The 25,139-nt window shown below is 38.5% G+C and carries 24 protein-coding genes and 1 tRNA gene; 13 read left to right on the top strand and 12 right to left on the bottom strand.

Annotated features, from left to right (window positions below; all coding sequences use genetic code 11):
* Positions 1–78 precede the first annotated feature (78 nt).
* Positions 79–606 carry a hypothetical protein gene (locus IEV57_RS02260; protein WP_188439181.1) on the top strand — a complete coding sequence of 176 codons (528 nt, stop codon included), beginning with the start codon at positions 79–81 and terminating at the stop codon, positions 604–606.
* 127 nt (positions 607–733) lie between these two features.
* Here the strand turns inward: IEV57_RS02260 and IEV57_RS02265 are convergent, their stop codons facing one another.
* Positions 734–2,200 (bottom strand): glycine--tRNA ligase, encoded by a 1,467-nt coding sequence (locus IEV57_RS02265; RefSeq protein ID WP_188439183.1) that lies wholly within the window; start codon positions 2,198–2,200, stop codon positions 734–736.
* A gap of 545 nt (positions 2,201–2,745) precedes the next feature.
* Here IEV57_RS02265 and guaB point away from each other — a divergent pair.
* Positions 2,746–4,224 (top strand): IMP dehydrogenase, encoded by a 1,479-nt coding sequence (gene guaB, locus IEV57_RS02275; RefSeq protein WP_188439188.1) that lies wholly within the window; start codon positions 2,746–2,748, stop codon positions 4,222–4,224.
* Between the two features lie 225 nt (positions 4,225–4,449).
* Here guaB and IEV57_RS02280 read toward each other — a convergent pair whose 3' ends face one another.
* Positions 4,450–7,248, bottom strand: a complete 2,799-nt coding sequence (locus IEV57_RS02280; RefSeq protein WP_188439191.1) for a M16 family metallopeptidase — start codon at positions 7,246–7,248, stop codon at positions 4,450–4,452.
* 104 nt (positions 7,249–7,352) lie between these two features.
* On the bottom strand, positions 7,353–7,826 hold the full coding sequence (gene rlmH, locus IEV57_RS02285; RefSeq protein ID WP_188439193.1) for a 23S rRNA (pseudouridine(1915)-N(3))-methyltransferase RlmH: 474 nt from the start codon (positions 7,824–7,826) through the stop codon (positions 7,353–7,355).
* Between the two features lie 250 nt (positions 7,827–8,076).
* Here rlmH and IEV57_RS02290 point away from each other — a divergent pair, with 250 nt between their 5' ends.
* Positions 8,077–8,580: a fasciclin domain-containing protein gene (locus IEV57_RS02290; RefSeq protein ID WP_188439195.1), complete on the top strand. Its 504-nt coding sequence runs from the start codon at positions 8,077–8,079 to the stop codon at positions 8,578–8,580.
* 62 nt (positions 8,581–8,642) lie between these two features.
* Here IEV57_RS02290 and IEV57_RS02295 read toward each other — a convergent pair whose 3' ends face one another.
* A complete protein-coding gene (locus tag IEV57_RS02295) occupies positions 8,643–9,122 on the bottom strand; it encodes a YcxB family protein (protein ID WP_188439197.1) in 480 nt (159 codons plus the stop codon).
* Between the two features lie 167 nt (positions 9,123–9,289).
* On the opposite strand from IEV57_RS02295, the gene IEV57_RS02300 reads away from it, so the two are divergent.
* Positions 9,290–9,523, top strand: coding sequence for a hypothetical protein (locus IEV57_RS02300; protein ID WP_188439199.1), 234 nt, complete (start codon positions 9,290–9,292; stop codon positions 9,521–9,523).
* Here the strand turns inward: IEV57_RS02300 and IEV57_RS02305 are convergent.
* Both IEV57_RS02305 and IEV57_RS02310 read right to left on the bottom strand, forming a co-directional pair.
* On the bottom strand, positions 9,520–9,939 hold the full coding sequence (locus IEV57_RS02305) for a Fur family transcriptional regulator (protein WP_188439201.1): 420 nt from the start codon (positions 9,937–9,939) through the stop codon (positions 9,520–9,522). The genes IEV57_RS02300 and IEV57_RS02305 overlap by 4 nt on opposite strands.
* A gap of 539 nt (positions 9,940–10,478) precedes the next feature.
* Complete coding sequence (locus IEV57_RS02310) at positions 10,479–12,986, bottom strand: zinc-dependent metalloprotease (protein WP_188439203.1); 2,508 nt, start codon at positions 12,984–12,986, stop codon at positions 10,479–10,481.
* Between the two features lie 118 nt (positions 12,987–13,104).
* On the opposite strand from IEV57_RS02310, the gene IEV57_RS02315 reads away from it, so the two are divergent.
* The gene (locus IEV57_RS02315) at positions 13,105–14,217 is read left to right on the top strand and encodes an NAD(P)/FAD-dependent oxidoreductase (protein ID WP_188439205.1); all 1,113 of its coding nucleotides are present in this window, start codon (positions 13,105–13,107) and stop codon (positions 14,215–14,217) included.
* Between the two features lie 3 nt (positions 14,218–14,220).
* Here the strand turns inward: IEV57_RS02315 and IEV57_RS02320 are convergent, their stop codons facing one another.
* Positions 14,221–15,111: a UbiA family prenyltransferase gene (locus IEV57_RS02320; protein ID WP_188439208.1), complete on the bottom strand. Its 891-nt coding sequence runs from the start codon at positions 15,109–15,111 to the stop codon at positions 14,221–14,223.
* An 86-nt stretch (positions 15,112–15,197) separates the two neighbouring features.
* Between IEV57_RS02320 and IEV57_RS02325 the strand changes: the two genes are divergently transcribed.
* The 3 genes from IEV57_RS02325 to IEV57_RS02335 are packed head-to-tail and all read left to right on the top strand — an operon-like array spanning position 15,198 to position 17,861.
* Positions 15,198–16,274, top strand: coding sequence for a type III polyketide synthase (locus tag IEV57_RS02325; RefSeq protein WP_188439210.1), 1,077 nt, complete (start codon positions 15,198–15,200; stop codon positions 16,272–16,274).
* Positions 16,274–16,981 (top strand): methyltransferase domain-containing protein, encoded by a 708-nt coding sequence (locus IEV57_RS02330; protein WP_188439212.1) that lies wholly within the window; start codon positions 16,274–16,276, stop codon positions 16,979–16,981. Before IEV57_RS02325 ends, IEV57_RS02330 begins: the two co-directional genes overlap by 1 nt.
* Positions 16,982–17,018: 37 nt before the next feature.
* Entirely contained in the window at positions 17,019–17,861 is an 843-nt protein-coding gene (locus IEV57_RS02335; protein WP_188439215.1) for a mechanosensitive ion channel family protein, read from the top strand.
* Between the two features lie 55 nt (positions 17,862–17,916).
* Here IEV57_RS02335 and IEV57_RS02340 read toward each other — a convergent pair whose 3' ends face one another.
* The gene (locus tag IEV57_RS02340) at positions 17,917–18,102 is read right to left on the bottom strand and encodes a hypothetical protein (protein ID WP_188439217.1); all 186 of its coding nucleotides are present in this window, start codon (positions 18,100–18,102) and stop codon (positions 17,917–17,919) included.
* Positions 18,103–18,114: 12 nt separating this feature from the next.
* Entirely contained in the window at positions 18,115–18,561 is a 447-nt protein-coding gene (locus IEV57_RS02345; protein ID WP_188439219.1) for a hypothetical protein, read from the bottom strand.
* Positions 18,562–18,739: 178 nt separating this feature from the next.
* Between IEV57_RS02345 and metK the strand changes: the two genes are divergently transcribed.
* A complete protein-coding gene (metK, locus tag IEV57_RS02350) occupies positions 18,740–19,993 on the top strand; it encodes a methionine adenosyltransferase (protein WP_188439221.1) in 1,254 nt (417 codons plus the stop codon).
* A gap of 239 nt (positions 19,994–20,232) precedes the next feature.
* Here metK and IEV57_RS02355 read toward each other — a convergent pair whose 3' ends face one another.
* Both IEV57_RS02355 and IEV57_RS02360 read right to left on the bottom strand, forming a co-directional pair.
* Positions 20,233–20,577, bottom strand: coding sequence for a hypothetical protein (locus IEV57_RS02355; RefSeq protein ID WP_188439223.1), 345 nt, complete (start codon positions 20,575–20,577; stop codon positions 20,233–20,235).
* A gap of 317 nt (positions 20,578–20,894) precedes the next feature.
* Complete coding sequence (locus IEV57_RS02360; protein ID WP_188439225.1) at positions 20,895–22,238, bottom strand: tetratricopeptide repeat protein; 1,344 nt, start codon at positions 22,236–22,238, stop codon at positions 20,895–20,897.
* A 250-nt stretch (positions 22,239–22,488) separates the two neighbouring features.
* On the opposite strand from IEV57_RS02360, the gene IEV57_RS02365 reads away from it, so the two are divergent.
* A complete protein-coding gene (locus IEV57_RS02365; protein WP_188439227.1) occupies positions 22,489–22,737 on the top strand; it encodes a tyrosine-type recombinase/integrase in 249 nt (82 codons plus the stop codon).
* Positions 22,738–22,920: 183 nt separating this feature from the next.
* On the opposite strand, the gene IEV57_RS02370 is transcribed toward IEV57_RS02365, so the two are convergent.
* Positions 22,921–22,992 (bottom strand) — tRNA-Arg (locus tag IEV57_RS02370).
* 298 nt (positions 22,993–23,290) lie between these two features.
* Here IEV57_RS02370 and IEV57_RS02375 point away from each other — a divergent pair.
* From IEV57_RS02375 to trmD, 3 genes are read left to right on the top strand one after another with little or no spacing between them, the layout of a single operon-like run.
* Entirely contained in the window at positions 23,291–23,863 is a 573-nt protein-coding gene (locus IEV57_RS02375; protein ID WP_188439229.1) for a 30S ribosomal protein S16, read from the top strand.
* A 14-nt stretch (positions 23,864–23,877) separates the two neighbouring features.
* On the top strand, positions 23,878–24,408 hold the full coding sequence (gene rimM, locus IEV57_RS02380) for a ribosome maturation factor RimM (protein WP_188439232.1): 531 nt from the start codon (positions 23,878–23,880) through the stop codon (positions 24,406–24,408).
* Positions 24,409–24,410: 2 nt separating this feature from the next.
* Positions 24,411–25,097 (top strand): tRNA (guanosine(37)-N1)-methyltransferase TrmD, encoded by a 687-nt coding sequence (gene trmD / locus IEV57_RS02385; RefSeq protein WP_188439234.1) that lies wholly within the window; start codon positions 24,411–24,413, stop codon positions 25,095–25,097.
* Positions 25,098–25,139: the final 42 nt, after the last annotated feature.

Raw genomic sequence — 25,139 nt, forward strand, 5'->3', positions numbered from 1 at the left:
AATTATTTTTTATTGAGATAAATTTGACTTTTTTATAAATAATGAATTATTTCGATAGTCTTTAAACTTGGTATATTTATGACCTTTGCAACTCTTCGCCCTTTTTTGGTTTTTTCCGTTTCATTAATGCTTCTGCTTTCTTGTAGTAAAAAAGAAGATCTAGATCCTGATTTGGAAACAGACACTCAAAGTGAGAATGATCGGATTATTTTGGAATCCTTCACTCATGGGGAGTTTTTTAGCCAAATGAAATCTTTCGAAGACGTGGATTGTGAAGCCTATTGCATTATTGATTCACCTGAATCTTGGGTTATGAAAGAAAGCAATCACAGGTTTAATGCACAGTTTTCGATAGACTTGAAAATTTATAATACACCAACCGACATTATCTATGCCTTTCATATCAAGGCAGGAAATAATAGCAGGCCTGTCATCGGGACTATCAATGGCCAAACTGTGAATGCTGCAACCTATGAATTGAAGATCCCCAAAGAAACTGATTGGAGTACATGTGAGTTGATTGAAAATCAATTTACCGTGACTAGAGGTGCAGGAAATCCTCTCGTAATCAATGCATCATATCATTTATTTGAAAAATGCAAATAAGGTTTTTCAAGTGTAATAATTGTGAAATCTAAATTCCAATACTATTTTAAAAGCATAGAATAAAAAAGAGCAAGTCGGCCTGACTTGCTCTTTTTTTAACTTTTCAACTTTATTAATCTTTCAACCCTTAGATCTTCTCGAAAATCCGCCTAAAGCTACAAGCTTCAGCTAACCTTCCATGAAGTTCAGAGATAGCAACTCTTTCTTGCTCTGTGGTATCTCTGTGACGGATGGTAACGGTGTTGTCTTCGAGCGTTTGATGATCAACAGCGATGCAATATGGCGTACCGATCAAATCTTGACGAGCGTAGCGCTTTCCAATCGATGCAGCATCTTCATAAATAATATTGAAATCATACTTCAGGGCATCGAAGATTTCTTTTCCTTTTTCTGGTAGGCCATCTTTCTTCGTTAATGGAAGTATAGCAGCTTTTACCGGTGCGATAGCTGGGTGGAATTTCAAGTAAGTTCTCTGCTTTCCTTCTACTTCTTCATCCACAAAGGCATTGCACAAAGTCATCAAAAATAACCTGTCTGCTCCGATAGAAGTTTCTACGACAAATGGGATATAATTTTGATTGATTTCTGGATCGAAATACTGTTGCTTCTTTTTAGAGAATTCCTGATGACTCTTCAAGTCAAAGTCCGTTCTTGAGTGGATTCCTTCTATTTCTTTGAAACCAAATGGGAATTGGTATTCAATATCCGTTGCCGCATTGGCATAATGGGCTAGCTTTTCATGGTCATGTCTTCTGAGTTTTTCCTGAGGAATACCCAAAGCCAAATGCCATTTCATTCTTGTTTCCGCCCACTGCTTGTACCATTCCAATTCAGAGCCTGGTCTTACAAAGAATTGCATTTCCATTTGTTCAAATTCACGCATTCTGAAGATAAACTGACGGGCTACGATTTCATTTCTGAAAGCTTTACCGATCTGTGCAATTCCAAAAGGAACTTTCATTCGAGCAGTTTTCTGCACATTGAGGAAGTTCACAAAAATCCCTTGCGCCGTCTCTGGTCTCAGGTAGATTGTAGAAGAATCTTCAGCTACAGAACCAACCTGCGTAGAGAACATTAAGTTAAACTGACGTACATCTGTCCAGTTGGTAGTTCCTGAAATAGGACATTTGATATCTTCATTAATGATCAAATCACGTACCCCTGCAAGGTCTTCTGCTTCCAAAAGTCTGCCCATGGCATTGAGTAATTCCTGTGCTCGTTCTTTGTCTCCTGCATTTTCATAAGAAGCAGCTTTGTCTTCGATCAGGACATCAGCACGGTATCTTTTTTTGGAATCCTTGTTGTCAATCATGGGATCGTTGAAGCTATCCACGTGACCTGAGGCTTTCCAAGTGGTCGGGTGCATAAAAATCGATGCATCGATCCCAACGATGTTATCATTGAGACGCGTCATCGTCTCCCACCACAATCTTTTCAGGTTGTTTTTCAATTCTACCCCGTAGGCACCATAATCATAAACAGCCTGTAAGCCGTCATAAATTTCGGATGAAGGGTACACAAATCCATACTCTTTAGCATGGGCAATTATATCTTTCAGTTGCGCGTTTTCCGCAGTTTGTTCATTTTTTGCCATAGCCGCAAAATTAATGAAACTTATTGAGAATGGAGTTGAAAAATTGAAGCAATTGCAGGGTTTGATGTACCATGTACAAAGAACAATGTATTGAGTCTGCTCCATCAAGCCCTGCTTGAGTCATTGATTGGGTTTGACTTTTTACAATCCTGATTAAGTTCGACTCCGAAGGGGTCGTGGAGATCGTGCCGTCATTTCCTTCCACGTGTTTCACCTGTGGTTCCGCCACGGCGGAAAAGATATTGAGATGTTTGACCATTTCATAGTCTTCTGATTATCAAAATAAAAAATGAAGTGTTGAGAATTTTAAAATCCTGAAATGCCGATCTAACTTCCCAATCAATTGCGCAAGCCAACTTTTCAACCTTCCAACCTCCCAACTTTGCAATCTTACAACCCTCCAATTCCACCCTCCGCCCCAAAGAATCTTTCCTTTTTTGGTCGATCTTTACCTAAAATAAAATTTATTTTTCACTAGAGTTGATTGACATTCAGAATTGTTTGTAACTTTAACGTGCAAATAGGGTTACCTAACCAAATTTGCTATGAACAGAAATTCCGATAAATTCCTTTTTGAGGCACTCACGTACGATGACGTGCTTCTTGTCCCAGGATATTCCGAAGTCCTCCCGCGTGACACCAATACTTCCACCCAACTTACTAAGAACATCAGGCTGAATATTCCTTTGGTTTCTGCTGCTATGGACACAGTTACCGAAGCTGAATTGGCAATTGCCATTGCGCTTGAAGGTGGACTAGGCTTCATTCATAAAAACATGTCGATTGAAAAGCAAGCTGCCCAAGTAAGGAAAGTAAAGCGTTCTCAATCAGGGATGATTTTAGATCCAATTACACTACATATTGATTCCAAAGTGCGTGATGCTGAGAAAATCATGACTGAATTTCACATTGGTGGAATTCCTGTCGTAGATGAAAACAGAACCCTGATGGGAATCATCACCAACAGAGATTTGAGGTTTATCAAAGATCCAAATCGAGACATCAAAGAAATTATGACCAAAGACAAGCTGATTACTGCGAAAGCAGGAATTACTTTGGAGGAAGCGGAAGAGATCTTGCAAGAATTCAAAATCGAAAAACTTCCTATCATCGATGATGAGAATAAGTTGACCGGATTGATTACTTACAAGGATATTCTAAAAAGAAGAGATAAGCCACATGCTTGCAAAGATCAGTATGGTCGATTGAGAGTTGGTGCTGCTGTTGGTGTGACTGCTGATATCGTAGAGCGAGTTGAAGCATTGAAAAATGCTGGCGTTGACGTAGTCTCTATAGACACGGCACACGGTCATTCCAAAGGTGTAATTGATACTTGTAGAAGAATCAAGGATGCATTCCCTGATTTGGATGTGATTGTAGGAAATATTGCAACTCCTGAAGCAGCGATTGCCTTGGCAGACGCTGGTGCTGATGCCGTTAAAGTGGGTGTTGGCCCAGGTAGTATTTGTACAACACGTGTAATTGCAGGTGTTGGTGTGCCTCAGCTATCAGCGGTTTTCGAATGTGCAGAAGCTTTGAAAGGGAGAAATGTCCCTGTTATTGCAGATGGTGGAATTAGATATTCTGGTGATTTGGTGAAAGCGATAGCAGCGGGTGGAAGCTCGATTATGATTGGTTCACTATTAGCCGGAACAGAAGAAGCACCTGGAGAAATGATCATTTTTGAGGGTAGAAAGTTCAAATCTTACCGAGGAATGGGTTCTTTAGAAGCTATGGAATCCGGTTCTAAAGACAGATATTTTCAAGATGCAGAAGATAATATCAAGAAGTTGGTACCTGAAGGAATCGTGGGTCGCGTTGCTTACAAAGGCTTGGTGCAGGAAGTTCTTTACCAATTGGTAGGAGGCCTACAAGCTGGGATGGGCTATTGTGGAACAAAATCTATTGAAGACCTTCAGAAGGATGGGAAGTTTGTCAAAATTACCGCGGCAGGAGTGAAAGAATCACATCCACATGATATCAGTATCACTAGAGAAGCTCCAAATTACTCAGCGAAAATGTAGCCAATAGACAAGATATTTTAAAAAAAAAGGTCTCCAAGATTTTCACATCTTGGAGACCTTTTTTTATTAATCCGCTTGCTTACTAGTAGCTACTTAAAGGATTGATTTTATAATATTTCCATCATCAGGTGTCAGTGGACCGTCGACTATTGACAGTTTAGTTTGACCTTGCCTGAATTTGGTTTACACATGAGTGTCTAGTATCATCACAGATTTTCAAATTCCCTATTTAGCTGGATATTTTTCAATAACAAGAAGATTCTCTTTCTGCAAGTAGGTTTTTGCAGCAGCTTGGATTCTTTCAGGAGTTACCGCATCGATTGAAGCTTTACCATCCAAAATTACATCCCAAGGAAGTTCATAGTTCCTTACAGTTGACATTTGAGAGTTCCAGTAATTGTTACGCTTCAAGTTTTCTTCGTAAGCAATTCTTCTTTTCTCTTTCACCTTGTTCAAATCTTCTTCCGTAGGACCGTTTTCTTGGATTTTTTTCACTTCAGCTAGAGCAGCTTCCGAAAGTCTATCCACCATATCTGGGCTACAAGGGAATTGGATTGAGAAGCTGAAGCTACCAACAGGTTGAATCCCCATACTTCCACCAGCACCTACACCATAAACACCACCGATTTCTTCTCTAAGATTTTCAATCAATTTAATCGTCAAAATCTCACCTAGATAACTGATATCAGACGCCTTCTTACGGTCATATTCTGTTTCGCCAGAGAAAAACATAATTACTTGACTTTTCTCGTCAGTACCTACTTCGATTCTTTCTTCTCGACCTCTTGGGGCTCTGATTCCTAAATCTACATAATTGTCTTTTTTACTTACATCGCCAGGAAGACTTCCGATATATTGTTCTAATAATGGCACGAAAGTATTCATGTCAATATTTCCGGTGAAGAAGAATTCAAAGTTAGCTGCATTTGAGAACCTGTCCTTGAAGATTTCAATTCCTCTGTCCACATTTATTTTATCATAATCCTCCGGGTTTACAATACCAAGTGCTCTTGGATTGCCATTAGCGATAATTTGATTCAACTGCTTCGAAAACTGATAATCAGGATTTGCTTGTGCACTTTCCAATTGAGATTTTTGGTTGGTTACATATACTTGGTACAATTCCGTATCTTTTCTTGGCTTCGTAAAGTATAAATGCATCAATTGGAATGCGGTTTCCAAATCTTTTGGAGAAGCAATACCCGAGATAGTTTGACTATAGTTCCCAATATTTGGCGTGATTGAAACTGTTTTACCAGAAAGTACTTTTCTCAAGTCTGTAGGAGAGAATTCACCCACACCCATGACATTCACCATTACGCCAGCATTACTAGCCGTCAAGTGATCTTCTTCTGAATAAAGTGAGGTTCCACCTTTTCCTGATGCAGAAATAAGAATCTCATCATTTTTGAAGTCAGTCACTTTTACAAAAACCTTTGCGCCATTTGATAAAGTCAATTCTTGGACACCAACTTCGTCAATGGAATTTTTTGAAACAACTTTACCTGCTGCAGGAAGATTAGTGATAAGGTCTTCAGCTAAAAGTTTTTCTTCATAAGCCGTAATCGGCATTTTATCCACTGCATTGATCAAGGCTAAAACCCCATCTTCCGAAGGTAGATTCGCTTTTTCTTTTTCTGGTGCGATAATCACCACAACGCGGTTTTCATCTCTTACCAATTCTTTTGCGAGTGCATTGATTTCAGCAACAGTAATCTGTGGTAGAATTTCTTTGTAGAATTCATATTTCCACATTTGACTTTCTGCAAAGCTGCCACTCAGATAATGCTGAACATATCTTCCCACGATTGAACCAGACTCTGCTTTGTCCATTTCTTTGGAGGCTCTTTCTGCACTGTTCAAGATGATTTTCTTGACACGCTCAAGTTCACCCTCGGTAAAGCCGTACTGAGCAACTCTTTCATTTTCTAAAATCAAGGCTGTCAAGCCTGCATCCACTTTACCAGGAGTTACCGCCGCAGAGGCAGAGAAATAATCCATTTCTCTAACAAAATTCCCATACCCAGTACCGGCATAGATAAATGGAGCATCAGGTTTTTGTCTGATTTCGTCTAATCTTTGATTGAGCATGCCACTGTAAAGTGTACGCTTCAAAGAATTTTTGTAGTCCTCTTTGGTCTCTGAAGGAAGCGCAGGATGCTTGTAATAAAGTTGAAGTTGGATGCCAGGGGCTTCCGCATCTGTCGCGATAGTTACAAATGTTTCTTTATGTTGTGGTACTGGGAAGCTTTCTCTTGGCTTTGCATTGGCTGGATTTTCCATCTCGCCAAAATATTCCTTAATCAATGCCTCAAGCTTATCAGGATCTTCATCCCCAACTGCAATCACAGCCATCAAATCTGGTCTGTACCAATCTCTGTAAAATCTTCTGATTGTTTCGTATTCGAAATTCTCTACAACTTCCATCTTTCCAATAGGAAGACGGTCTGCATATTTGCTATCGTGTAATAACACCGGCAAAAATTGATCACGGATCCTTTGGCTGTAGCCTTGGCCTGTTCTCCATTCTTCCACGATAATACCACGCTCGCCGTCGATATCTTCTTCTTTCATCAAAACACCATTTGCCCAATCCGCTAATACAAGGAAGCCTTTTCTCAAAATCTCCTCATCTTCAGAAGGAATTGGCAAAATATAAACGGTCTCGTCAAATCCAGTGTAAGCATTCAAATCTCCACCAAATGAAACACCAATGGATTGTAAATAACTTACCAGCTCATTTTTTTCAAAGTTTTTGCTTCCGTTGAAAGCCATGTGCTCTGTAAAATGCGCTAGTCCTGCTTGATCATCATCTTCTAGGATGGAACCTGCATTCACAGCAAGCCTCAATTCCACTTTTTTCTCAGGTTTAGGATTTTGTTGCACGTAGTAAGTCAAGCCATTGGCCAGCTTACCTGTCCTCACTCGAGGGTCTAGTGGTACCTTTTGGTCGGATTGAGCAAAAGCTGAAAAGCTGCTTCCGAACCAAATGACCATTAAAATAATAATCTTTGTATTTTTCATTCTATATCTATTTATTTTATTGCGATGTAAGCTAATAAAATTTAATTAGTTTAGAATGATGACTTTGTGAAAAGTTGTTAATTAATATTGTTTTAATATCATTTTCACTTATGATGGTAGGGTTCATTTCTGAGGATTGTATAGGCACGATAAATTTGTTCTATAAAAAACACACGAACCATCTGATGAGAAAAAGTCATTTTGGAAAGTGAAAGCTTCCCATTGGCTCTCTGATACACGGCATCTGAGAATCCATAAGGTCCGCCAATCACGAATATGAGTTGTTTTAAGCCGGAATTCATCTTTTTTTGAATGAAATTAGAGAAATCCATGGAGCCGTACTGTTTACCATTTTCGTCTAAGAGAATCAAATCATCTGAATTTGCAATCTTTTTTAAAATCAATTCTCCTTCTTTTTCTTTTTGAATAGTCTCGGTAATGCTTTTTGTGTTTTTTAAATCTGGAATAATTTCCAAATCAAACTTGATATAAAAATTTACCCGCTTGATATATTCTTCAATTAAGGATTGAATAGCGCTGTGATCAGTTTTGCCAACAGCCAAGAGTTTTATCTGCATAGTTCAAAGTTAAGATTACCCAAGGATCAATAAAAGGATTTAGAATTTTTAAATTTTTCATAGATTAGAACGGGGAGTTATATACCGCTTATGTAAAAAGCAAGTGGCTTAAAAAAACGAAGTGCTTGTTTTTATAAACCAACTGTTCTTTTGAGATGATAAGTATTATATAAGTAAATCATGGAATTATCAAGACAAACAATACCCTGTCTTTTTTTCTTATATAGCCACAAACCAAAACTATACTATTATGAAAAAATTTATGTCATTAGCTTTGATGATTGCATTGTTTGCAACATCAGCATTTACGCTTAACAAGGATGCCAACACCATCAATGCAAATGCAGATATTGTGGATTTAGCAATTCAAACTGAGTTTTTATCTACATTAGTTGCCGCTGTAAAAGCTGGTGATTTGGTAGATGTATTGAAAGGAGATGGTCCATTCACTGTATTTGCTCCAACCAATGATGCCTTTGCAAAATTACCTGCTGGAACTGTTGATACATTATTGAAACCAGAGAATAAAGCGCAATTAGTAGCTGTGTTAACTTATCACGTGGTAGCAGGAAAAGTATATTCTAAAGATTTATCTGATGGAATGGCTGCTAAAACTGTTCAAGGTGCAGAAGTGAAAATTTCATTGAAAGATGGAAAAGCTATGGTTAACAATGCAACAGTAACGACTGCTGATATTGAAGCTACAAATGGTGTAGTTCATGTGATCGATACGGTAATTCTTCCACCAATGTAATTCAAAAAATTATTTGTAGAAAAAAACCTCACTGAGAAATCAGTGAGGCTTTTTTTTTGCTTTTATTTTTCAGCGAGATACCCTTTTCTTCGAAGGATAGTCTCAACGAATTTTTTATCATTCTCTGAGTTAAATATTTTGTAAGGAAGGTGGATGAATTGTGCTTTTGACATAGTGAGGACAAAGGCGTCTTTAGTCGTTTCTACCTTTTTAATCATATTCCAATTGATTGGCATACCTTGTTTGGTATTGAGCTTCATCAATATCTGTCTGCTATCAATTTCATAAGCCATTTTTTCGAACATGACTTTATTTTGTTCCATTTGTGTTACGCCAGCAAATTGGATTACCCAGAAAAGGAGGTACAACAGATAAGCTAAGATTGCCATGCTAATCCACCACCAGGAAGAAATCCAAAAATAGCCGCAAGCGATTGCAACGGCGATTAAGATGACCCACCACTGCTCTTTCAAGACGTTGACAAGTCCCATTTTGATGTAGGTACCAGACTCAAGTTTGTATTTTTTCGTTTTTACTATCATTAGATCTAAAATTTCAGTCTGCAAATATCCGATGATATCCCCTATTTAACAAGCCAATGATAAAACTTTGGAGTTTTTACGTAAATATCAAATCAATTTTAAATTCTATTTGTTAAATAGTTAAGTTCTAATTACTTTAACATTAATTTCAAAAACCTTTTCTAATTATGAGTAGCTTGGTAGTTGATTTGATTCTCTTAGGATTCACTTATGTGGTGTTGATTTATTTTGTTGCTACTTTGACAAAAGCGCGACAAATTAGAAGAAGAAATGGTGGAGAAGACGATGGTGAGGGTGGAATAGAAAACTACACAGAACCAAAAATTGATCTACCACCTGGTGTGGTATGGCCTTCAGGCAGCCCAGTACAAAGAAGAGAAAAAAATCCTGTCAATTATTAACTGCACTGATCACAAATCCCTTGAACTAGCAAGTTTACCTCCTTATTGACAAATCCTGCTGGAAGGATGATATTCGGTAAGGTGACTTCTTCAATGCATTTGGTTTTACCACATTTTTCGCATTTGAAATGTACGTGTTCGTGGTCATGACTGTGGTTCGATTCAGTAGAGTGTGCGCACAATGCGTATTTAGAGGCACCACTATCATCAAGTACTTTGTGAATCAAATCACTTTCAAGAAATGTCTTTAATGTTCTATAAATAGTAACCCGATCAAAATCTTTTTTAAGCATCTCTTCCAAATCCGCATGTGAAAGCGCAGATTTTCTCTTCAAAAAAACCGCAAGGACTTCTTTTCTGCAATTTGTAATTCTAAGCTTATGATCTTGGAGGATATCTAAAGGGGTCACTGTCATGCCAAAAGGTTTACTGTTTAACTAACGGTAAAAATAAAGATTATTTTTACTACTACAGCATAATCTAGAATCTGAATGCACCACACGTTTTTTCCTTTTCGATTTGGGAAATGCAAAGCAGCAACCAAGAGTCTATATTCATGATTTCTAGACATGAAAGTGATATTAATTAGGTAATAATAAATATTAACTATATATCAACTCTATATCAACTGCGTATTAAATACGTATCAAGCCCATAGCCAATCCCATTGCTATTTAACTTTTTACTGGTCGTGTATAGTTTAAGAAGTATTTGAGAGGTTTGTTAATATAGAGGGATTTGATTTACGTCTGCCTTTACTCGAAATCTGAAATAATAGTGGAAATAAAACTCGTATTGACATTAAATACAGAAAATTTCATGCTGGTTGGTTCAACCTGTTTCAAAATCGTTTTTATCTCTTTCAATTTTTAACGGCGTATCTATGAAGCTGTCATCCATAAAAAAAGGCTGCCAGAATTAACCAGCAGCCTTTAATAAATTTATAAGTAAATCCTTATTTTGGATCTAATACAGCTTTTACTCTTTCCAAAGCATCTTCTAAATGAAGTTTAGATGTTCTGTCAGATGTTCTTCCAATCGCAGCAGTGATTTGTCTCTGAAGTGTTTTCAATTCACCTCTAACCATCGGTCTGATGTCAGATTGAGATGCGTTGATTATAGCTCCAAATCTTCTTGCAGCAGCAGGTTCGTCGTTAGTCATTAGATATTCCAATCTTTCGATATGGGCTCTCTGAAGACTTCTGCGGTGAACATCAATTGTTTTTCCGCTTGGTAACTCTGTCCAAATACCAGCTCTTAGGTCATCAAATAACTCAATCATAGAATAAGCATCACTGCCATTCAATGCCTCATTTTCAATTACTCTACCTAATCTTCCCCACTCAAGGATACCATTAAGCGTACCTACTTGCACACCTCTGATTCTCTCTAGTGCGCCGAAATCACCAATTCTACTGATGATTTCCTGATCCATCATCCAAGTAGGAGTAGCAAATAATTCTTTGTTTAAGAATTGTACAGCTCTTTTTTGAGTTGATTTGCTAGTATGCTCGTACACTGCTTCATCTTGTCCTGTCGATTTGTAGATTTCATATACACCTCCCACGTTTGTTCTTACGTGACCCATATATCTATTGAACTGACCTAATACTTGTCCGTACATTTCTTCCAAATCAGCATAACCTTTATATGGCTTATCATCTTCAGCTGTCCAATCCATTAGATTTGGTAGGATTACTTTAAGGTTTTTGATACCATAATCAGAAGCTTTCATAGCATCATCACCCAAATCCTCACTTTGCGTGCTTGGATCATAGCTATTGCCTTGACGACCAAATCTATAAACTGGATCACCAGCTTTTTCTAATATCCACTTGTCAAGTATTGGCTGCTCTTCTTCTGGAGTTTTTGCATCCAAGATTGGACGGTAACCCCACGCCACAGAATACTTATCATATGGGCCTACATTAGGCATTAAGCTTACATTTTTATCTTCTGGCTGAGCGATGTAGTTGAATCGCGCATAATCCATGATGGATGGAGCTGTACTGAATTTATCTGTGAAAGTAGAAGATCTTAAAGAATCTACTGGATAGGCATGTGAAGATGCAAAGTTGTGTGGTAGACCAAGCGTGTGACCTACTTCGTGTGAAGATACAAATTGAATCAAACGACCCATTACCTCTTCCCTGAATTTCACTCCTCTGGCTTCTGGATTCACAGCAGCTGTTTGGATGAAGAACCAGTTTCTCAACAAGTTCATTACGTTATGATACCATCCGATATCTGACTCAATGATCTCACCTGATCTTGGATCAGATACGTGAGGACCATATGCATTCTGAATGTCTGAGGCAAAGTATCTGATTACAGAATATCTTGCATCTTCAGCACTCCAAGTAGGATCTTCTTCTGGAGTAGGTGCGTCTTTCGCAATGATTGCATTTTTGAAACCTGCTTCTTCAAAAGCAGCTTGCCAATCTTCTACACCTTGCTTCAAGAAAGGAACCCACTGCTTAGGTGTAGCAGGGTCAATATAAAATACAATAGGCTGCTTTGGTTCTACCAATTCACCTCTTCTGAATTTGTCGTAATCTTCTTCTTTGACTTCAAGTCTCCATCTGTCAAGGAATCTTCTTGAAGTAGCTTTTTGCTCGTCTAGGCCAAAATCTACAACAGATCTACTAAACCAACCTACTCTTTGGTCAGCTAGACGCTGCATCATTGGCTCTTCTGGTAATAAAACCATAGAAGAGTTCATTTCTACTGTGATCAAACCTGTACTAGAATTTGACGGTGGCTCAGAAGCTGCATAAGTCATTACATACCTAGCCTCGATATTCATTGGATATGGACTTATTCTTTCGATGTAAGATCTCTCTGAGTCCAATCTCTGTACTTTAAACTGTGTTCTATTGCTTCTAGGAAGACCAATTGCTTGTACGTCCTTAGAAAACAAGTCAGTAACTTCGATTACCACACCTTTTTCATCCTTAGAAAATGCCTTTACATCAAACTTCTGTAAAATTGGTTCTAAATTAGAAGCTTTTACTGCGATAGAAATTGGTAATGAATCCGCAGCGGTATTGCTATAAGATACTACTCTTAATAAAACATTGTCATTTTCTCTGTCCCATCTTACCAAAAGGGTGTTGGTTCTTTCTCCACCATAACCGATTCCATCTGCAGTTTTTGCGATTGTAGTCACGATAAGCATTTCTCTTCCCAACATTTCCTCCGGGATTTCATAGAAATACTTTCCTTCAATTTCGTGAACATTGAATAAACCTTCTTTGGTTTTTGCTTTGGCAGTAATCACCTCAGAATATGCCTTAGGGCCTGACTTGGCCTGTGGTTTTGGTGCTGGCGCAGCTGGTATAGCAGCTTTAGGATCCTCTTTCTTTTTTCTCTGTGACAATGCATCTTCAGAGAAGAACATTGAACTCAAAAAAAGAACACCTATCAAGCCACGACGAATTTTAACTTGGGTAAACTTCTTCATATTTATATTAGTTGACTTTTAAAGTTTTGAATTTAACCCGTAATTGACGGTTATTCTTAAAGCACAATGTCTAAATTTGATAAGCGGTTATTCTCCAAAATAAAAGGTAATATTTTCTATGTCTTCTTATGAAATTGTAATTATTGGTGGAGGATTGGCAGGGCTTACAGCGGCTAGTTTATTAGCAAAGCAAAATAAAAATGTTTTGTTGATAGAAAAAAAGACGTATCCCTTTCAACGGGTTTGTGGTGAGTATATTTCCAATGAGGTGACCGCATTCTTGAAAAAAGAAGATCTTTTTCCTAATGAAGTGAATGTTGCAAACATAAACACGTTTCAGCTGACTTCTGTGCGAGGGAAAAGCATCACCATGCCTTTAGATCTCGGTGGTTTTGGAATTAGCAGATATGTTCTAGATGAATTCTTATACAATAAGGCAGTCGTTGCAGGTGTAGAATTTATGCTTCAAACTCAAGTAGAAGAAGTCGCTTTTGAGGAAAATGAGGATAATTTTAAAATCACATTGGATAATGGAATCGAACTGATCGCAAAGCATGTCATTGGGGCTTTTGGAAAGCGATCGAAAATAGATAAGTCTCTAGATCGCGATTTCATCAAACAGCGAAGTTCATTTATCGGGGTAAAATATCATATCAAAACAGATTTTGACCCGAATACCGTGGCATTACATAATTTTGAAGGGGGGTATTGTGGCATCAACAAAATAGAAAGTGACAAATACAACTTGTGTTATCTAGGGTCTCGTGATCAATTGAGAGCGTCAGGAAATATCGAGGCAATGGAGCAAACTTATTTGTGGAAGAATCCATTTCTTGAGAAAATCTGGAAGGAAAGTGAATTTCTTTTCGAGAAGCCTGAGGTGATCAACGAGGTGAATTTTTCCCCCAAAAACCCAATAGAAGGGCATGTGCTTATGGCGGGGGATTCAGCAGGACTGATCACTCCTCTTTGTGGTAACGGGATGGCTATGGCAATCCACTCAGGAAAGCTGGCGGCTGAATCTATTCTAAAATTTAATAAAAGAGCAGAAATAGAACAAAACTACGAGTACGCTTGGAACACAAACTTCAAGGGGAGGCTATGGGTTGGAAGAAATGTCCAAAGACTCTTTGGCGCTAAGGGAATATCAGAGTTTGCCGTTGGTCTGATCAAAAACTCCAATTTTATCGCCCAAAACATTATGAAAAGAACCCACGGTCAACCTTTTTGATGATTAGATGACTTGTAAGATTTGAGTGTTTTCGAGGAAATACCAAAAGAAAAAGATGTTCAAAGCTATTGCCGATATTCGATTCATCCACATTGCCCAAGAGTAATTGGCGTATTTATTTTCATCTTTTTTGACAAACCAAAACCAAGTGTAGAAATACAAAACTACAGGTAATAAAGCTGCTAAAAACCCGTAAAAAGCCCAATCTTGATTTCTATCTAAGAAAAACCAAGCGAATGCTAGACCGGTAAATAAAAACCAAATGGATGAAAATAGAAAGGTACCTTTTATTCCAAGCTTGAGACTGAGGGTTTGGTCGCCTCTTTTTGCATCCTCTTCATGCTGGTAGACCTGAGTAAGCGGGTATGAGCCCCACAGCATGACCGAAGTGAGCAGCCCTGGAATAAACACATGAGGCATCAATAATACCTCAAACCCGAAATCACTTAATCCTGCATAAGCCATACAAAAGGTAAAGCAGCCTTGAAAAAAGCCCGCTACAATCCAACTCACATAAGGCATTTTCTTTAATCTGATTGCTGGGTGGCTGTAAGCCATAGAGACCAAACCATATATCACGACCATTCCTGCAAAATAAATATTGATCAAAGCAGCAAGAATGATCGCAACCAGGAAAAAAACTAATGAAAGGTAATAAAGACCTTTTTTTACTTTTGGAGGATTTTTCAATCCACCAATGCTTCCCTCGTCTTTGTCAAAATAACTGTTATAACCATTGCTCGAGGGGTATAAAAACAAATGTAAGGATAGGAATACCAACAACATCCGTTCGGCATGATGATTGGGTGTAAATGCTAAAGCAAAGATAAAAATAGGGAGAAGATAAAAAGAAAATGGAATCCTAAGGTGTTTCCAACTCGATAGACTGAACATATATTGATTTGTTTTACTAACTTTTGTGAAAAGTACTTGTTTAACCTACATCATCCAAATAAATTATTTAAAGCAAAACCTCCTTTATGGATAATTATATTTTAAGTATAGGAACGGCGAATCCTGGCAGCCCCATCCCACAAGAACAAATAAGTCTGTTTATGCAGCTTGCCCATCAATTGGATGAAAGAGAGTCCAGAAAATTGAATTTTATATATAGACAGTCAGGAATCAAAACCAGACATAGCGTCGTAAACGATTTTAGGCATCAGGATCCGCAAGCATTTACTTTTTTTCCAAAAAATAAAACCTTAGAACCTTTCCCGACAACAAAAAACAGAATGGATCTTTTCCAGCAAACAGCATTGGCTGTTGGAAAACAGGCCATTGAAAACTGTTTGAAAAACACCTCCTTCAAGACCAAAGATATTACGCACTTCATTTTGGTTTCTTGTACGGGGATGTATGCACCGGGATTAGAGATTGACTTGATTCACGAGATGGGTTTTTCTCCTACCGTGGAGCGGTATAGCATTCATTTTATGGGGTGCTATGCAGCTTTCAACGCGATCAAGCTGGCAGATAGGATTTGCGATTCAGATGAAAAAGCAAACGTTTTGGTGCTTTCAGTAGAGCTGTGCACGATTCATTTTCAGAAAACCTACACCGAAGACAACTTGATCGCCAATGCAATATTTGGAGACGGAGGTGCCGCTGCATTAATTTCAAAGAAGGGCAATGGCTTGAAAATCAAAAATTACGGTAGCCAAATTGTGAAAGAGGGAGAGGCAGACATGGCTTGGGCTATTGGAGATTTTGGTTTTGAAATGAAGCTCAGTAAATATGTTCCCGAGCTACTCAACAAGGGTCTGCATACCTTGATGCATTACTTGGAGGAAAAGCATGAATTGTCTACAGTCAAGCATTTTGCCATTCACCCGGGAGGAAAGCAAATTCTCCAAAAAGTAGAAGAAGCCTTTGAAATCAGCGAAGAACAAAATCATTATTCTCACGAAGTTTTACAAGAAAAAGGGAATATGTCGTCTGCTACCATTTTGTTTGTTTTGGAAAAATGGTTAAATAATGAATCAAAAACAGGAAATATTCTAGCGATGGGATTTGGTCCTGGGTTGACACTGGAGACACTTTTACTAGAAAAATAATGGGGAGATTCAGTCATAGGAGTTATGAGAAGGAAATCATGGATGATTTGGAGTTTGAGGGACCGGTATTAGACCAATCCCTCAAAGAACTTCGGACCATCAACAAACTTCTGGGTGGAAATAAAGTCACTACCAATGGACTTAATCAACTGATCAAGAAAAACCCTCAAGAATCCTATTCTATCGCAGATATCGGTTGTGGGGGAGGTGACATGATCAGAGTAATGGCAGACTGGGCAAAGAAGAATCTGATTCCCTGTAATTTTATCGGAATCGATGCCAACCCCAATACGATTGAGTTTGCCAAAGAGCGTTTGAAAGATTTGGATCATGTCAATTTTAAGGTAGAAAATGTCTTCGACGAAAGTTTTGAGCATGAACAAGTTGACATCATCACTTGCACACTTTTTACGCATCATTTCACGGATGAGGAACTTTTGAAGCTTTTTAGCTCTTTTTTAAAGAAGGCAAGATTAGGAATTATCATCAATGACTTGCACAGACATCGATTGGCTTATTTTAGTATTAAAGCTTTGACCCGTCTTTTTTCGAAATCACCTATGGTTCAAAATGATGGTCCCTTATCCGTATTGAGGGGGTTTTCCAAAGAGGATTTTATTTCGATTTTAGCTAACTCGGGTATTAAAAACAGCCAAATCAAATGGTTTTGGGCCTTTAGATGGCAAGTAGTTGTAATGATTTCTTAATTTTGTAGAAATTCATTTTAAACTTAAACCTTAAGAAATGGAATTAGATTTAGAAACAATACAAACGATTAAACAAGAAGCGATCAAATTTTTACTGGACTTCGGCCCAAAGATTTTAGGAGCTTTAATTGTATTTTTTATTGGTAAATACATCATTAGCCTTTTGCTCAAGGCATTGGATAAAATATTTGTCAAATATGACATTGATGCATCACTAGCTACTTTTTTAAAGAGCTTTTCCAAAGCAATATTATATGTGCTCCTATTTATTACCATCGCCACACAAATTGGTATTGAGCTCACCTCCTTCATAGCCATCCTTGGTGCTGCGGGTTTGGCTGTGGGTTTGGCTTTGCAGGGCTCCTTGGCAAATTTTGCGGGTGGAGTCTTGATTTTGATTTTTAAGCCATTCAAAGTTGGAGATACTTTAGAGGCGCAAGGAACCATAGGTTCGGTAGAAAGTATTGATATACTATATACCAAAATCAAAAATTTTGATAATAAATTGGTCACCATTCCCAACGGAACCCTTGCGAATAATTTAATCACCAATCACTCGGAAAAACCAACTCGAAGAGTTGACATGGCTATAGGAGTAGCATACGGTACAGATTTGAAAAAGACAAGACAAGTGATTTTGAGTACTTTGAAAAGAGATGAAAGAATTCATGCCGATCCAGAGCCTGTTGTGAAATTCACAAGTTTTGGAGACAGTTCACTGGATTTATCTGTAAGATGCTGGACAGACACAGGTGATCTTTGGCCAGTATACTGGGATAATATGGAAGCGCTCAAAGAAGCTTTCGAGGCAAATGATATCGAAATTCCTTTCCCTCAGCGAGATGTAAATCACTTCTATCCTGAAGGTAAAAAAGAATAGAGTCTGAAATTCAATTCAACAAAAAAGCTACTCAAATTTGATTGAGTAGCTTTTTTTATTCTTTTTCTGAATCCTTTTTTTCAGGCAAGTTTTTCTGAATCTTCCCTTTTTTACTATCAGAAGCACAGCCAATATTTCTTGTCAGATCCACATCATCAGGAATTCCCCCAAATCCTTCACTGAAATCCCACTCCTCAGCTTCTTCTTCTCTAATAGGCTTTTTTTGATCATCCTTTTTCATTCTTTTTCAAAATTAGTCTAAAATAATTTCAGCATCTTGGAGGATAAAATTAAGCTCGTCGATATCATTTTCATTCAACTTTAACTTGCCCCGAACTTTTACTATTTCGTCAGTTTTGATTTTCCTTTTTGGATTGGCTTTTAGATATCCTACGACAATACTCTCTGGCCCCGCACCGCCGCAGAAGAAACATTCAGCCATGGGGAACTTGGATAAAACAGCTATGTTGGATGCATTCATATCCAAAGGAATGTAGAATCCAGAAACAGTTACTATTTTCCCTTCAAATTCCTTCAGCTCTTCTGGAAATTTAGGGTATAGAAAATACATCCCAAATTCATCATTAAGTTTTTCAACAAATTTTGTTTTCGAGAATAAAGCCCACATATCTGGCTCGAAGCTTTTCATGCTACTCAATAACAGAAGACCAGCAAATAAGATTATTGTTATTTTTTTCATTCAAGAGGTGTATTTTGAAATGGAGATCAAATTTAGGAATTAATAGCGAACAGAAAAGACAAAGTATATTCTGTTACTGAGTGATACTTTTTATATCAAGTGAATTCAGGTTTTTTATTTCCCTTTGAAACCTTATTTTTACGCACTATTTAGAATTTGTAAAAAAAGAAATAACAATATGCCATATTTATTTACCTCAGAATCAGTATCTGAGGGACACCCTGATAAGATTTCGGATCAAATTTCGGATGCCCTGATTGATAATTTTTTAGCTTTTGATCCAAGGTCAAAGGTTGCTTGCGAAACTTTAGTTACTACTGGTCAGGTAATTCTTGCTGGAGAAGTAAAATCAGACACATACCTGGATGTTCAAAAAATTGCCAGGGACGTGATCAACAGGATTGGTTATACCAAAAGCGAATACATGTTTGATGGGAGCTCTTGCGGTGTTTTGTCTGCGATTCATGAACAATCACCTGACATCAATCAAGGGGTAGATCGTCAGAGTCCAGAAGAACAAGGTGCCGGTGATCAGGGAATGATGTTCGGTTATGCAACCAAGGAAACAGATAATTATATGCCTTTGGCGCTTGACCTTTCTCATAGGATTTTGAGAGAATTGTCAGCATTGAGAAGAGAAGGTGATGAAATTAAGTATTTGAGACCTGATTCCAAGTCGCAAGTGACCATCGAATATTCTGATGACAATCAGCCGCAGCGAATTGACGCCATTGTAATTTCTACACAGCATGACGATTTCGCAGACGAACCAACTATGCTTGAGAAGATCAAAGAGGACTTAATCAAAATCCTTATCCCAAGAGTAAAGGCACAATTGAAACCTGAAATTCAAGCACTTTTCACAGATCAAATCACTTATCACATCAACCCAACGGGCAAGTTTGTCATTGGTGGACCGCATGGTGATACGGGTTTGACAGGTAGAAAGATCATCGTGGATACTTACGGAGGCAAAGGCGCACATGGTGGAGGAGCATTTTCCGGAAAAGATCCTTCTAAAGTTGATAGATCTGCTGCATACGCAACAAGGCATATCGCCAAAAATATGGTCGCAGCTGGTGTTGCAGATGAAATCCTAGTTCAGGTTTCCTATGCAATTGGTGTTGCTAAGCCTATGGGGATTTATGTGAATACCTATGGAACTTCAAAACTAGGATTGTCTGACGGGGAAATTGCTAAGAAAGTCGAAGAGCTTTTCGATATGCGTCCTTATGCTATCGAGCAGAGATTGAAATTGAGAAATCCGATCTATGAAGAAACCGCTGCTTATGGACACATGGGGAGAACCAATGAGGTTGTTAATAAGACTTTCTTCACACCTGATGGCAAGTCTATCAATTTGGATGTAGAACTTTTCACTTGGGAAAAATTAGACTACGTAGACAGAATCAAAAAAGCTTTTGGGCTTTGATTGAAAGAATAGATAAAACAAAAAAAGCGACTCGAGAGTCGCTTTTTTTGTTTGGCCTAAGCTATAAAGAAAAATACAATGGTTAGTCTCTTTTTTTCTTATCTTCTTGCTTGGCTTTTTTTTCAGCCCTTTTTTCCTTCAAGTTCTTTTCAGGTTTTTTCTTTTCGGCTTTTTTTGCGGTGTGTTCTTTTGCCATGATCTTAAGATTTGTAAGGAAGGTACAAGTTTTATTTCAATGATTAAATGAATGGAAGGAATTTATTATTTCCCTTGAATTTATAAATGTTGAAGAATTTTCCAAGAATAGAAGTGATGAGGTCACCACTTTTAGCATTCAATGAATAAAACCTGTGTCCTTTCATAGTGAGTATGCTACCAGCTTCATCATCATACCAATTCATCAGTCTCTGTTGGCCCCCATCAGCTAGTGATTCGTGAGCATTGGAAGGCTCAAAGGTCCTGTATTCCTTCCCTGCATTACCATCTAAAGTAACCACCCTGCTGTTTGCGGTGGTTATGAATAACCAACCATCGATAATAAAGGGATTCTTTTGATAGTCGGCAGAGTCACTCTTTAGATACATCTAGGCCAATTCCAATTGATCCAAATTATCTGTATTTATTTGATCCGGAGTGGAGCATTGATTGCTTATAGGGTGATCGAGAATGGTTGCTCAGTCATCCATGTTACCTTCCGTTTTGGTTTGCGTGCAGGCAGAAATGTATAAAAACAGGAGAATATGGATATAAACTTGCGTTCTAAATAATAGCTACAATTGCCCATGTTTTAGCGGATTATACTAGTGCAGATGACGCATTATTGACGATGAAAATATAAAAAAACATTAATTATGTGTATATAACGGGAAATCTTTCAGAAGGTACCTATCTTTCTTGCTCTCTATTCGTTGAAGAAAGCGGTTGCATTGAAGCCACCATCTCTGACGTTCTTTAAGCGCTCGTCTATGGCATTTGAAGTTTCTGGTTGATTATTTCTGATGTAAATTTCCTTTAGAGCAATAAGTGTATTAGTGTCGTTGGGATTTAGCCTTTCCGCCTTTTGGAAATAAGGGAGTGCCTTGTCAAACGCAACGAATACCTCGGCTTCAATGGCTTTGTATCTCTCCATACCCGCCGAGCTACTGTCTGAGGACAGTTCACTCAACACTGCCGTCAGGGTAGCAGCACGGTTATAGTACAGATTACCAATACTATACAGCGCATCGAAGTTGGTTGGATCTTTTTCTAGGTTCTGATTGTAATAAATGAAGGCTTGGTCGAAGTATTTGCCGGCCAGGTCGCTGTTTCCAGCACTGTATTCGCGCTGGTACAAGTTGTCGTAAACGTTACCCAGGGTAAGGTAGAGTGCCGGATTGTCCGGTTCTCGATTAATGGCTGTTTTCAATTTTTCTGTCAGTTCATCCAGTCGGTTGAGCTTCAGGAAGTGATTGATCTCGGCAAACAGCAGAGATACTTCTTCGGGATATTTTTCCCGACCCGTCTTCAGGTAATGATAAGCGGCATCCAAGTTGGCGGCTTCGCCGTTGGCATTGATGGCGTACAGGGCTTCGTAGATTGCTGGATTATCGTAATTCGCTTGGTAGAGGTCTTCAAAGAGCGGTTTGGCCGCCTCGGTCATATTGTTGTTCAGAGCCGCCATGCCCGTAAAGAATTTCTGGTCCTTCATGGCGTAAGCATCATCCAAACTGCTTTTCTGGCCTTCTTTCTTTAGGATTTCATGGCAAGCCAGACCCGATGAGAAGTTCAGATAAGCCGATCCGTAGTCCTGGGCTTCATAGGCGTATACTCCAAAGTTGTACAGGTTGGCTTGCACTTCTTGGATACCTTTCATCGCATCCTGAAAAAGATAATTGGGTGAGTTTACGGCTTGTGCATGCTTCTCCAAAGCGGTTACAAGTGCTTGAAAAGCCTTGACAGCTACCCCGTCTACCTGCGGAAGTTCCTCTAGAGAACCAAAGCCGGTCTGTTTCACAACAACGATCTGGGCAGCCAGCTCGTTTAATATCTCCCCTTTCAGGATAAAAAATCCCGGATCGGAAACATCTTCACCAGTAGGCTCCGGCAAAATAGCCGCTAACGCTTCTCTAAGCTTTTCTTTAGACGCAGAGGGATCCAGTTTATACGCGGAAATTGCTTTCTTAGCTGCCTTCACATCTGCCTGCTGCGCCTGTACGGAAACGGCAACCAATAAAAGGGTAAAAATTCCTAAGATCATTTTATTCATAGTCGTTCAAATTTATTTGGTCAGGAACCTGGTTTTTTGATCGTAAAAACCAAGGTTAGAGTATGCGAAAACAGATTCGGGAATTTAGGAAATATTTCTGTTAGAAGCTCTCAAAACCTTTATTTTTCCTCTCGTTACGCTATTCCTGTTTCTATCATTTTCGGTAATCCACCTAGAATGATTATCAGGTAATAGAAGGTCTAATGGATGTTTCAGGTCTAATCGCAACTTTTTTTCTTGCCAATAAATTTTGCCACAATTATGGCAGCTATCTTTTGCTCCAAGAGATATGGGAACATCCACTTTGACAGGACATGTACCACGACACACCTTAGCTTATCATATGGCTTTTTCTGGATGTTCAGAGGAAGGTATTCGTCAAGTTTTAGCACATTCTACAGTAAGAACTACTAAAGTTTATCTGAGAGAGAGACATGGTTTTTCTGGAAGTTATGAACTTATGAAGAAATTCCACGAAGGGATGAAGAAGGGTTCCTAGTTTTTAATACTTTTCAAGTTATGAATTGGTAAAAAACATCTCTTACATTATAAGATACTTCATAAACTTTTAAAGGAGGTTTTACAATTCCCTCAAAATAACTGCAATATCAACTGCAATGTTGGGGTTTTGATAGTTAAAAAGGAAATTAATTTATACTTAAGTAATTGAAAAACAACTAAGTAGCCGCGCTAGGGATCGAACCTAGATCTAGCGTTTAGGAAACGCTTGTTCTATCCGTTGAACTACGCAGCCATTTTATATTAAGAACTTTTCATATTTCAGATCTCACTTCTCGCAAAGTTTGCAAAGGAGCTAAGTTCGCAAAACCCACTTCTTTGCTCATTTCTCTTGCTTCTTGTCTCTTGATTCTAATCTCTCGTATCTCGTTTCTCAAAACTCCAGACCCTACCAAACTCCAATTTAACTCAAAATCTCCTATCCAAGCAAATATATTATTGACTACTTGTGACTTTCAATTTAAAAATCTTATCTTTGCAGTCCAAAATTTACGATGGACGGGATCCATCAATACACTAAATATCAATAAAATATGGCAGTTAAAATCAGATTAGCGCGTAGAGGTAGAAAAAGAATGGCCATCTATGACGTAGTAGTAGCTGATGTAAGAGCTCCACGTGATGGACGCTTTATCGAAAAATTGGGAACTTATAACCCAAACACTGACCCTGCATCTATCAACATCAACAATGAGCGAGCTCTAAAATGGTTGTTGAATGGTGCGCAGCCAACAGACACTGTAAAAGCAATGCTTTCTTACAGAGGAGTTTTGTTACAAAAACACCTTCAAATTGGTGTTTTGAAAGGCGCAATTTCACAAGAAGATGCTGATAGCAAATTCGAAGCTTGGAAAGCAACAAAAGATCAAGCAATCACCGGTAAGGTGGATAAATTGACACAAGCGAAAGCTGATGCACGTCAGAAAGCGCTTGATGCTGAGACTGCTAAAAACCAAGCTAGACTTGATGCAATCAAAGCTAGAGAAGACGAAGCGAAAGCTGCTGCTGCCGCTGAGGCTGCTGCTGCTGAAGCACCTGCTGCTACTGAAGAAGCGGCACCAGAATCTCCTGAAGCGTCTGCTGAAGGTGAAGAAACTCAAGCTTAATACCCTACAATACCATGAACAAAGACAATTGCTTTCAATTGGGCTATATTTCTAAAGTTCATGGACTCCATGGAGGTGTAACAGTAGTATTGGATGTGGATTATCCAGAGGAATATGAAGACTTAAAACATGTTTTCATTGATCAAAAATCCAGACTTGTTCCTTATTTTCTTGAGTATTTTGATTTGCAGCCCAATAATAAGGTGCTTGCAAAATTCGAAGACCATGATACCATGGGCGATGCTGAAAAACTTGTTGGATCGGAATTATACCTTCCACTGACGGCATTGGCAGAATTGGAAGAGGATCAGTATTACTTCCATGAATTGATAGGATATGAAGTTATAGATCAAAATCTCGGAGTAATCGGAGATATTAAAATTATCTATGACCTTCAAACACAGGATTTAATCGGGGTTGACTACAAAGAAAAAGAAGTCTTGATACCAATTCAAGATGGCATTATCCAAAAAGTTGACAAAGCAGAGAAGAAAGTTTTCTGTTTACTTCCCGAAGGCTTACTTGACATATATTTAGAGGACTAAAGATGCGAATAGACATCATCACAGTAGTTCCCGGATTGTTAGATGGACCATTTGCCCATTCGATTCTCAAAAGAGCCGAAGACAAAGGCCTAGCTGCAGTACGGGTACACAACTTGAGAGACTTCAGCACAAACAAAAAAAAGCAGGTCGATGACTACGCTTTTGGAGGAGGTGCAGGAATGGTCATGATGATCGAACCTATAGCGCGGATTATCGAAGCACTGAAAAGTGAAAGAGCGTATGATGAAGTCATTTACTTGACTCCGGATGGAGAGACATTCAACCAAAATATGGCGAATGAACTATCTCTAAAAGGTAATATGATCATGCTTTGCGGACATTATAAAGGTGTGGATGAAAGGGTGAGACAAAGATTTATTACTAAGGAGATTAGTATTGGAGATTATGTTTTATCAGGAGGAGAATTGGCCGCAGCAGTATTAACTGACGCCATTATCCGATTGATCCCCGGGGTACTCAATGATGAAACTTCAGCATTGACAGACTCATTTCAAGATGGATTATTAGCCCCTCCGGTTTATACCAGACCAGCAGTCTATGATGGAATGGAAGTACCAGAGATATTATTGTCAGGACATCAAGCAAAAATCGATGATTGGAGGTTTGAGCAATCGGTTCGCCGAACTAAAGAAAGAAGACCCGACCTGATGGAAGGGAAAGATTTCTAAGTGGCGATAACAGCATCAAGCATTAAAATAAATGAATTCAAC

This window comes from Belliella aquatica (assembly GCF_014637795.1).
Classification (GTDB): domain Bacteria; phylum Bacteroidota; class Bacteroidia; order Cytophagales; family Cyclobacteriaceae; genus Belliella; species Belliella aquatica.

What these genes read in the sequence shown, in the direction of transcription:
- IEV57_RS02260 (WP_188439181.1), top strand. Translation starts at nt 79, where the DNA reads ATGACCTTTGCAACTCTTCGCCCTTTTTTGGTTTTTTCCGTTTCATTA.
- IEV57_RS02265 (WP_188439183.1), bottom strand. Translation starts at nt 2,200, where the DNA reads ATGGCAAAAAATGAACAAACTGCGGAAAACGCGCAACTGAAAGATATA.
- guaB (WP_188439188.1), top strand. Translation starts at nt 2,746, where the DNA reads ATGAACAGAAATTCCGATAAATTCCTTTTTGAGGCACTCACGTACGAT.
- IEV57_RS02280 (WP_188439191.1), bottom strand. Translation starts at nt 7,248, where the DNA reads ATGAAAAATACAAAGATTATTATTTTAATGGTCATTTGGTTCGGAAGC.
- rlmH (WP_188439193.1), bottom strand. Translation starts at nt 7,826, where the DNA reads ATGCAGATAAAACTCTTGGCTGTTGGCAAAACTGATCACAGCGCTATT.
- IEV57_RS02290 (WP_188439195.1), top strand. Translation starts at nt 8,077, where the DNA reads ATGAAAAAATTTATGTCATTAGCTTTGATGATTGCATTGTTTGCAACA.
- IEV57_RS02295 (WP_188439197.1), bottom strand. Translation starts at nt 9,122, where the DNA reads ATGATAGTAAAAACGAAAAAATACAAACTTGAGTCTGGTACCTACATC.
- IEV57_RS02300 (WP_188439199.1), top strand. Translation starts at nt 9,290, where the DNA reads ATGAGTAGCTTGGTAGTTGATTTGATTCTCTTAGGATTCACTTATGTG.
- IEV57_RS02305 (WP_188439201.1), bottom strand. Translation starts at nt 9,939, where the DNA reads ATGACAGTGACCCCTTTAGATATCCTCCAAGATCATAAGCTTAGAATT.
- IEV57_RS02310 (WP_188439203.1), bottom strand. Translation starts at nt 12,986, where the DNA reads ATGAAGAAGTTTACCCAAGTTAAAATTCGTCGTGGCTTGATAGGTGTT.
- IEV57_RS02315 (WP_188439205.1), top strand. Translation starts at nt 13,105, where the DNA reads ATGTCTTCTTATGAAATTGTAATTATTGGTGGAGGATTGGCAGGGCTT.
- IEV57_RS02320 (WP_188439208.1), bottom strand. Translation starts at nt 15,111, where the DNA reads ATGTTCAGTCTATCGAGTTGGAAACACCTTAGGATTCCATTTTCTTTT.
- IEV57_RS02325 (WP_188439210.1), top strand. Translation starts at nt 15,198, where the DNA reads ATGGATAATTATATTTTAAGTATAGGAACGGCGAATCCTGGCAGCCCC.
- IEV57_RS02330 (WP_188439212.1), top strand. Translation starts at nt 16,274, where the DNA reads ATGGGGAGATTCAGTCATAGGAGTTATGAGAAGGAAATCATGGATGAT.
- IEV57_RS02335 (WP_188439215.1), top strand. Translation starts at nt 17,019, where the DNA reads ATGGAATTAGATTTAGAAACAATACAAACGATTAAACAAGAAGCGATC.
- IEV57_RS02340 (WP_188439217.1), bottom strand. Translation starts at nt 18,102, where the DNA reads ATGAAAAAGGATGATCAAAAAAAGCCTATTAGAGAAGAAGAAGCTGAG.
- IEV57_RS02345 (WP_188439219.1), bottom strand. Translation starts at nt 18,561, where the DNA reads ATGAAAAAAATAACAATAATCTTATTTGCTGGTCTTCTGTTATTGAGT.
- metK (WP_188439221.1), top strand. Translation starts at nt 18,740, where the DNA reads ATGCCATATTTATTTACCTCAGAATCAGTATCTGAGGGACACCCTGAT.
- IEV57_RS02355 (WP_188439223.1), bottom strand. Translation starts at nt 20,577, where the DNA reads ATGTATCTAAAGAGTGACTCTGCCGACTATCAAAAGAATCCCTTTATT.
- IEV57_RS02360 (WP_188439225.1), bottom strand. Translation starts at nt 22,238, where the DNA reads ATGAATAAAATGATCTTAGGAATTTTTACCCTTTTATTGGTTGCCGTT.
- IEV57_RS02375 (WP_188439229.1), top strand. Translation starts at nt 23,291, where the DNA reads ATGGCAGTTAAAATCAGATTAGCGCGTAGAGGTAGAAAAAGAATGGCC.
- rimM (WP_188439232.1), top strand. Translation starts at nt 23,878, where the DNA reads ATGAACAAAGACAATTGCTTTCAATTGGGCTATATTTCTAAAGTTCAT.
- trmD (WP_188439234.1), top strand. Translation starts at nt 24,411, where the DNA reads ATGCGAATAGACATCATCACAGTAGTTCCCGGATTGTTAGATGGACCA.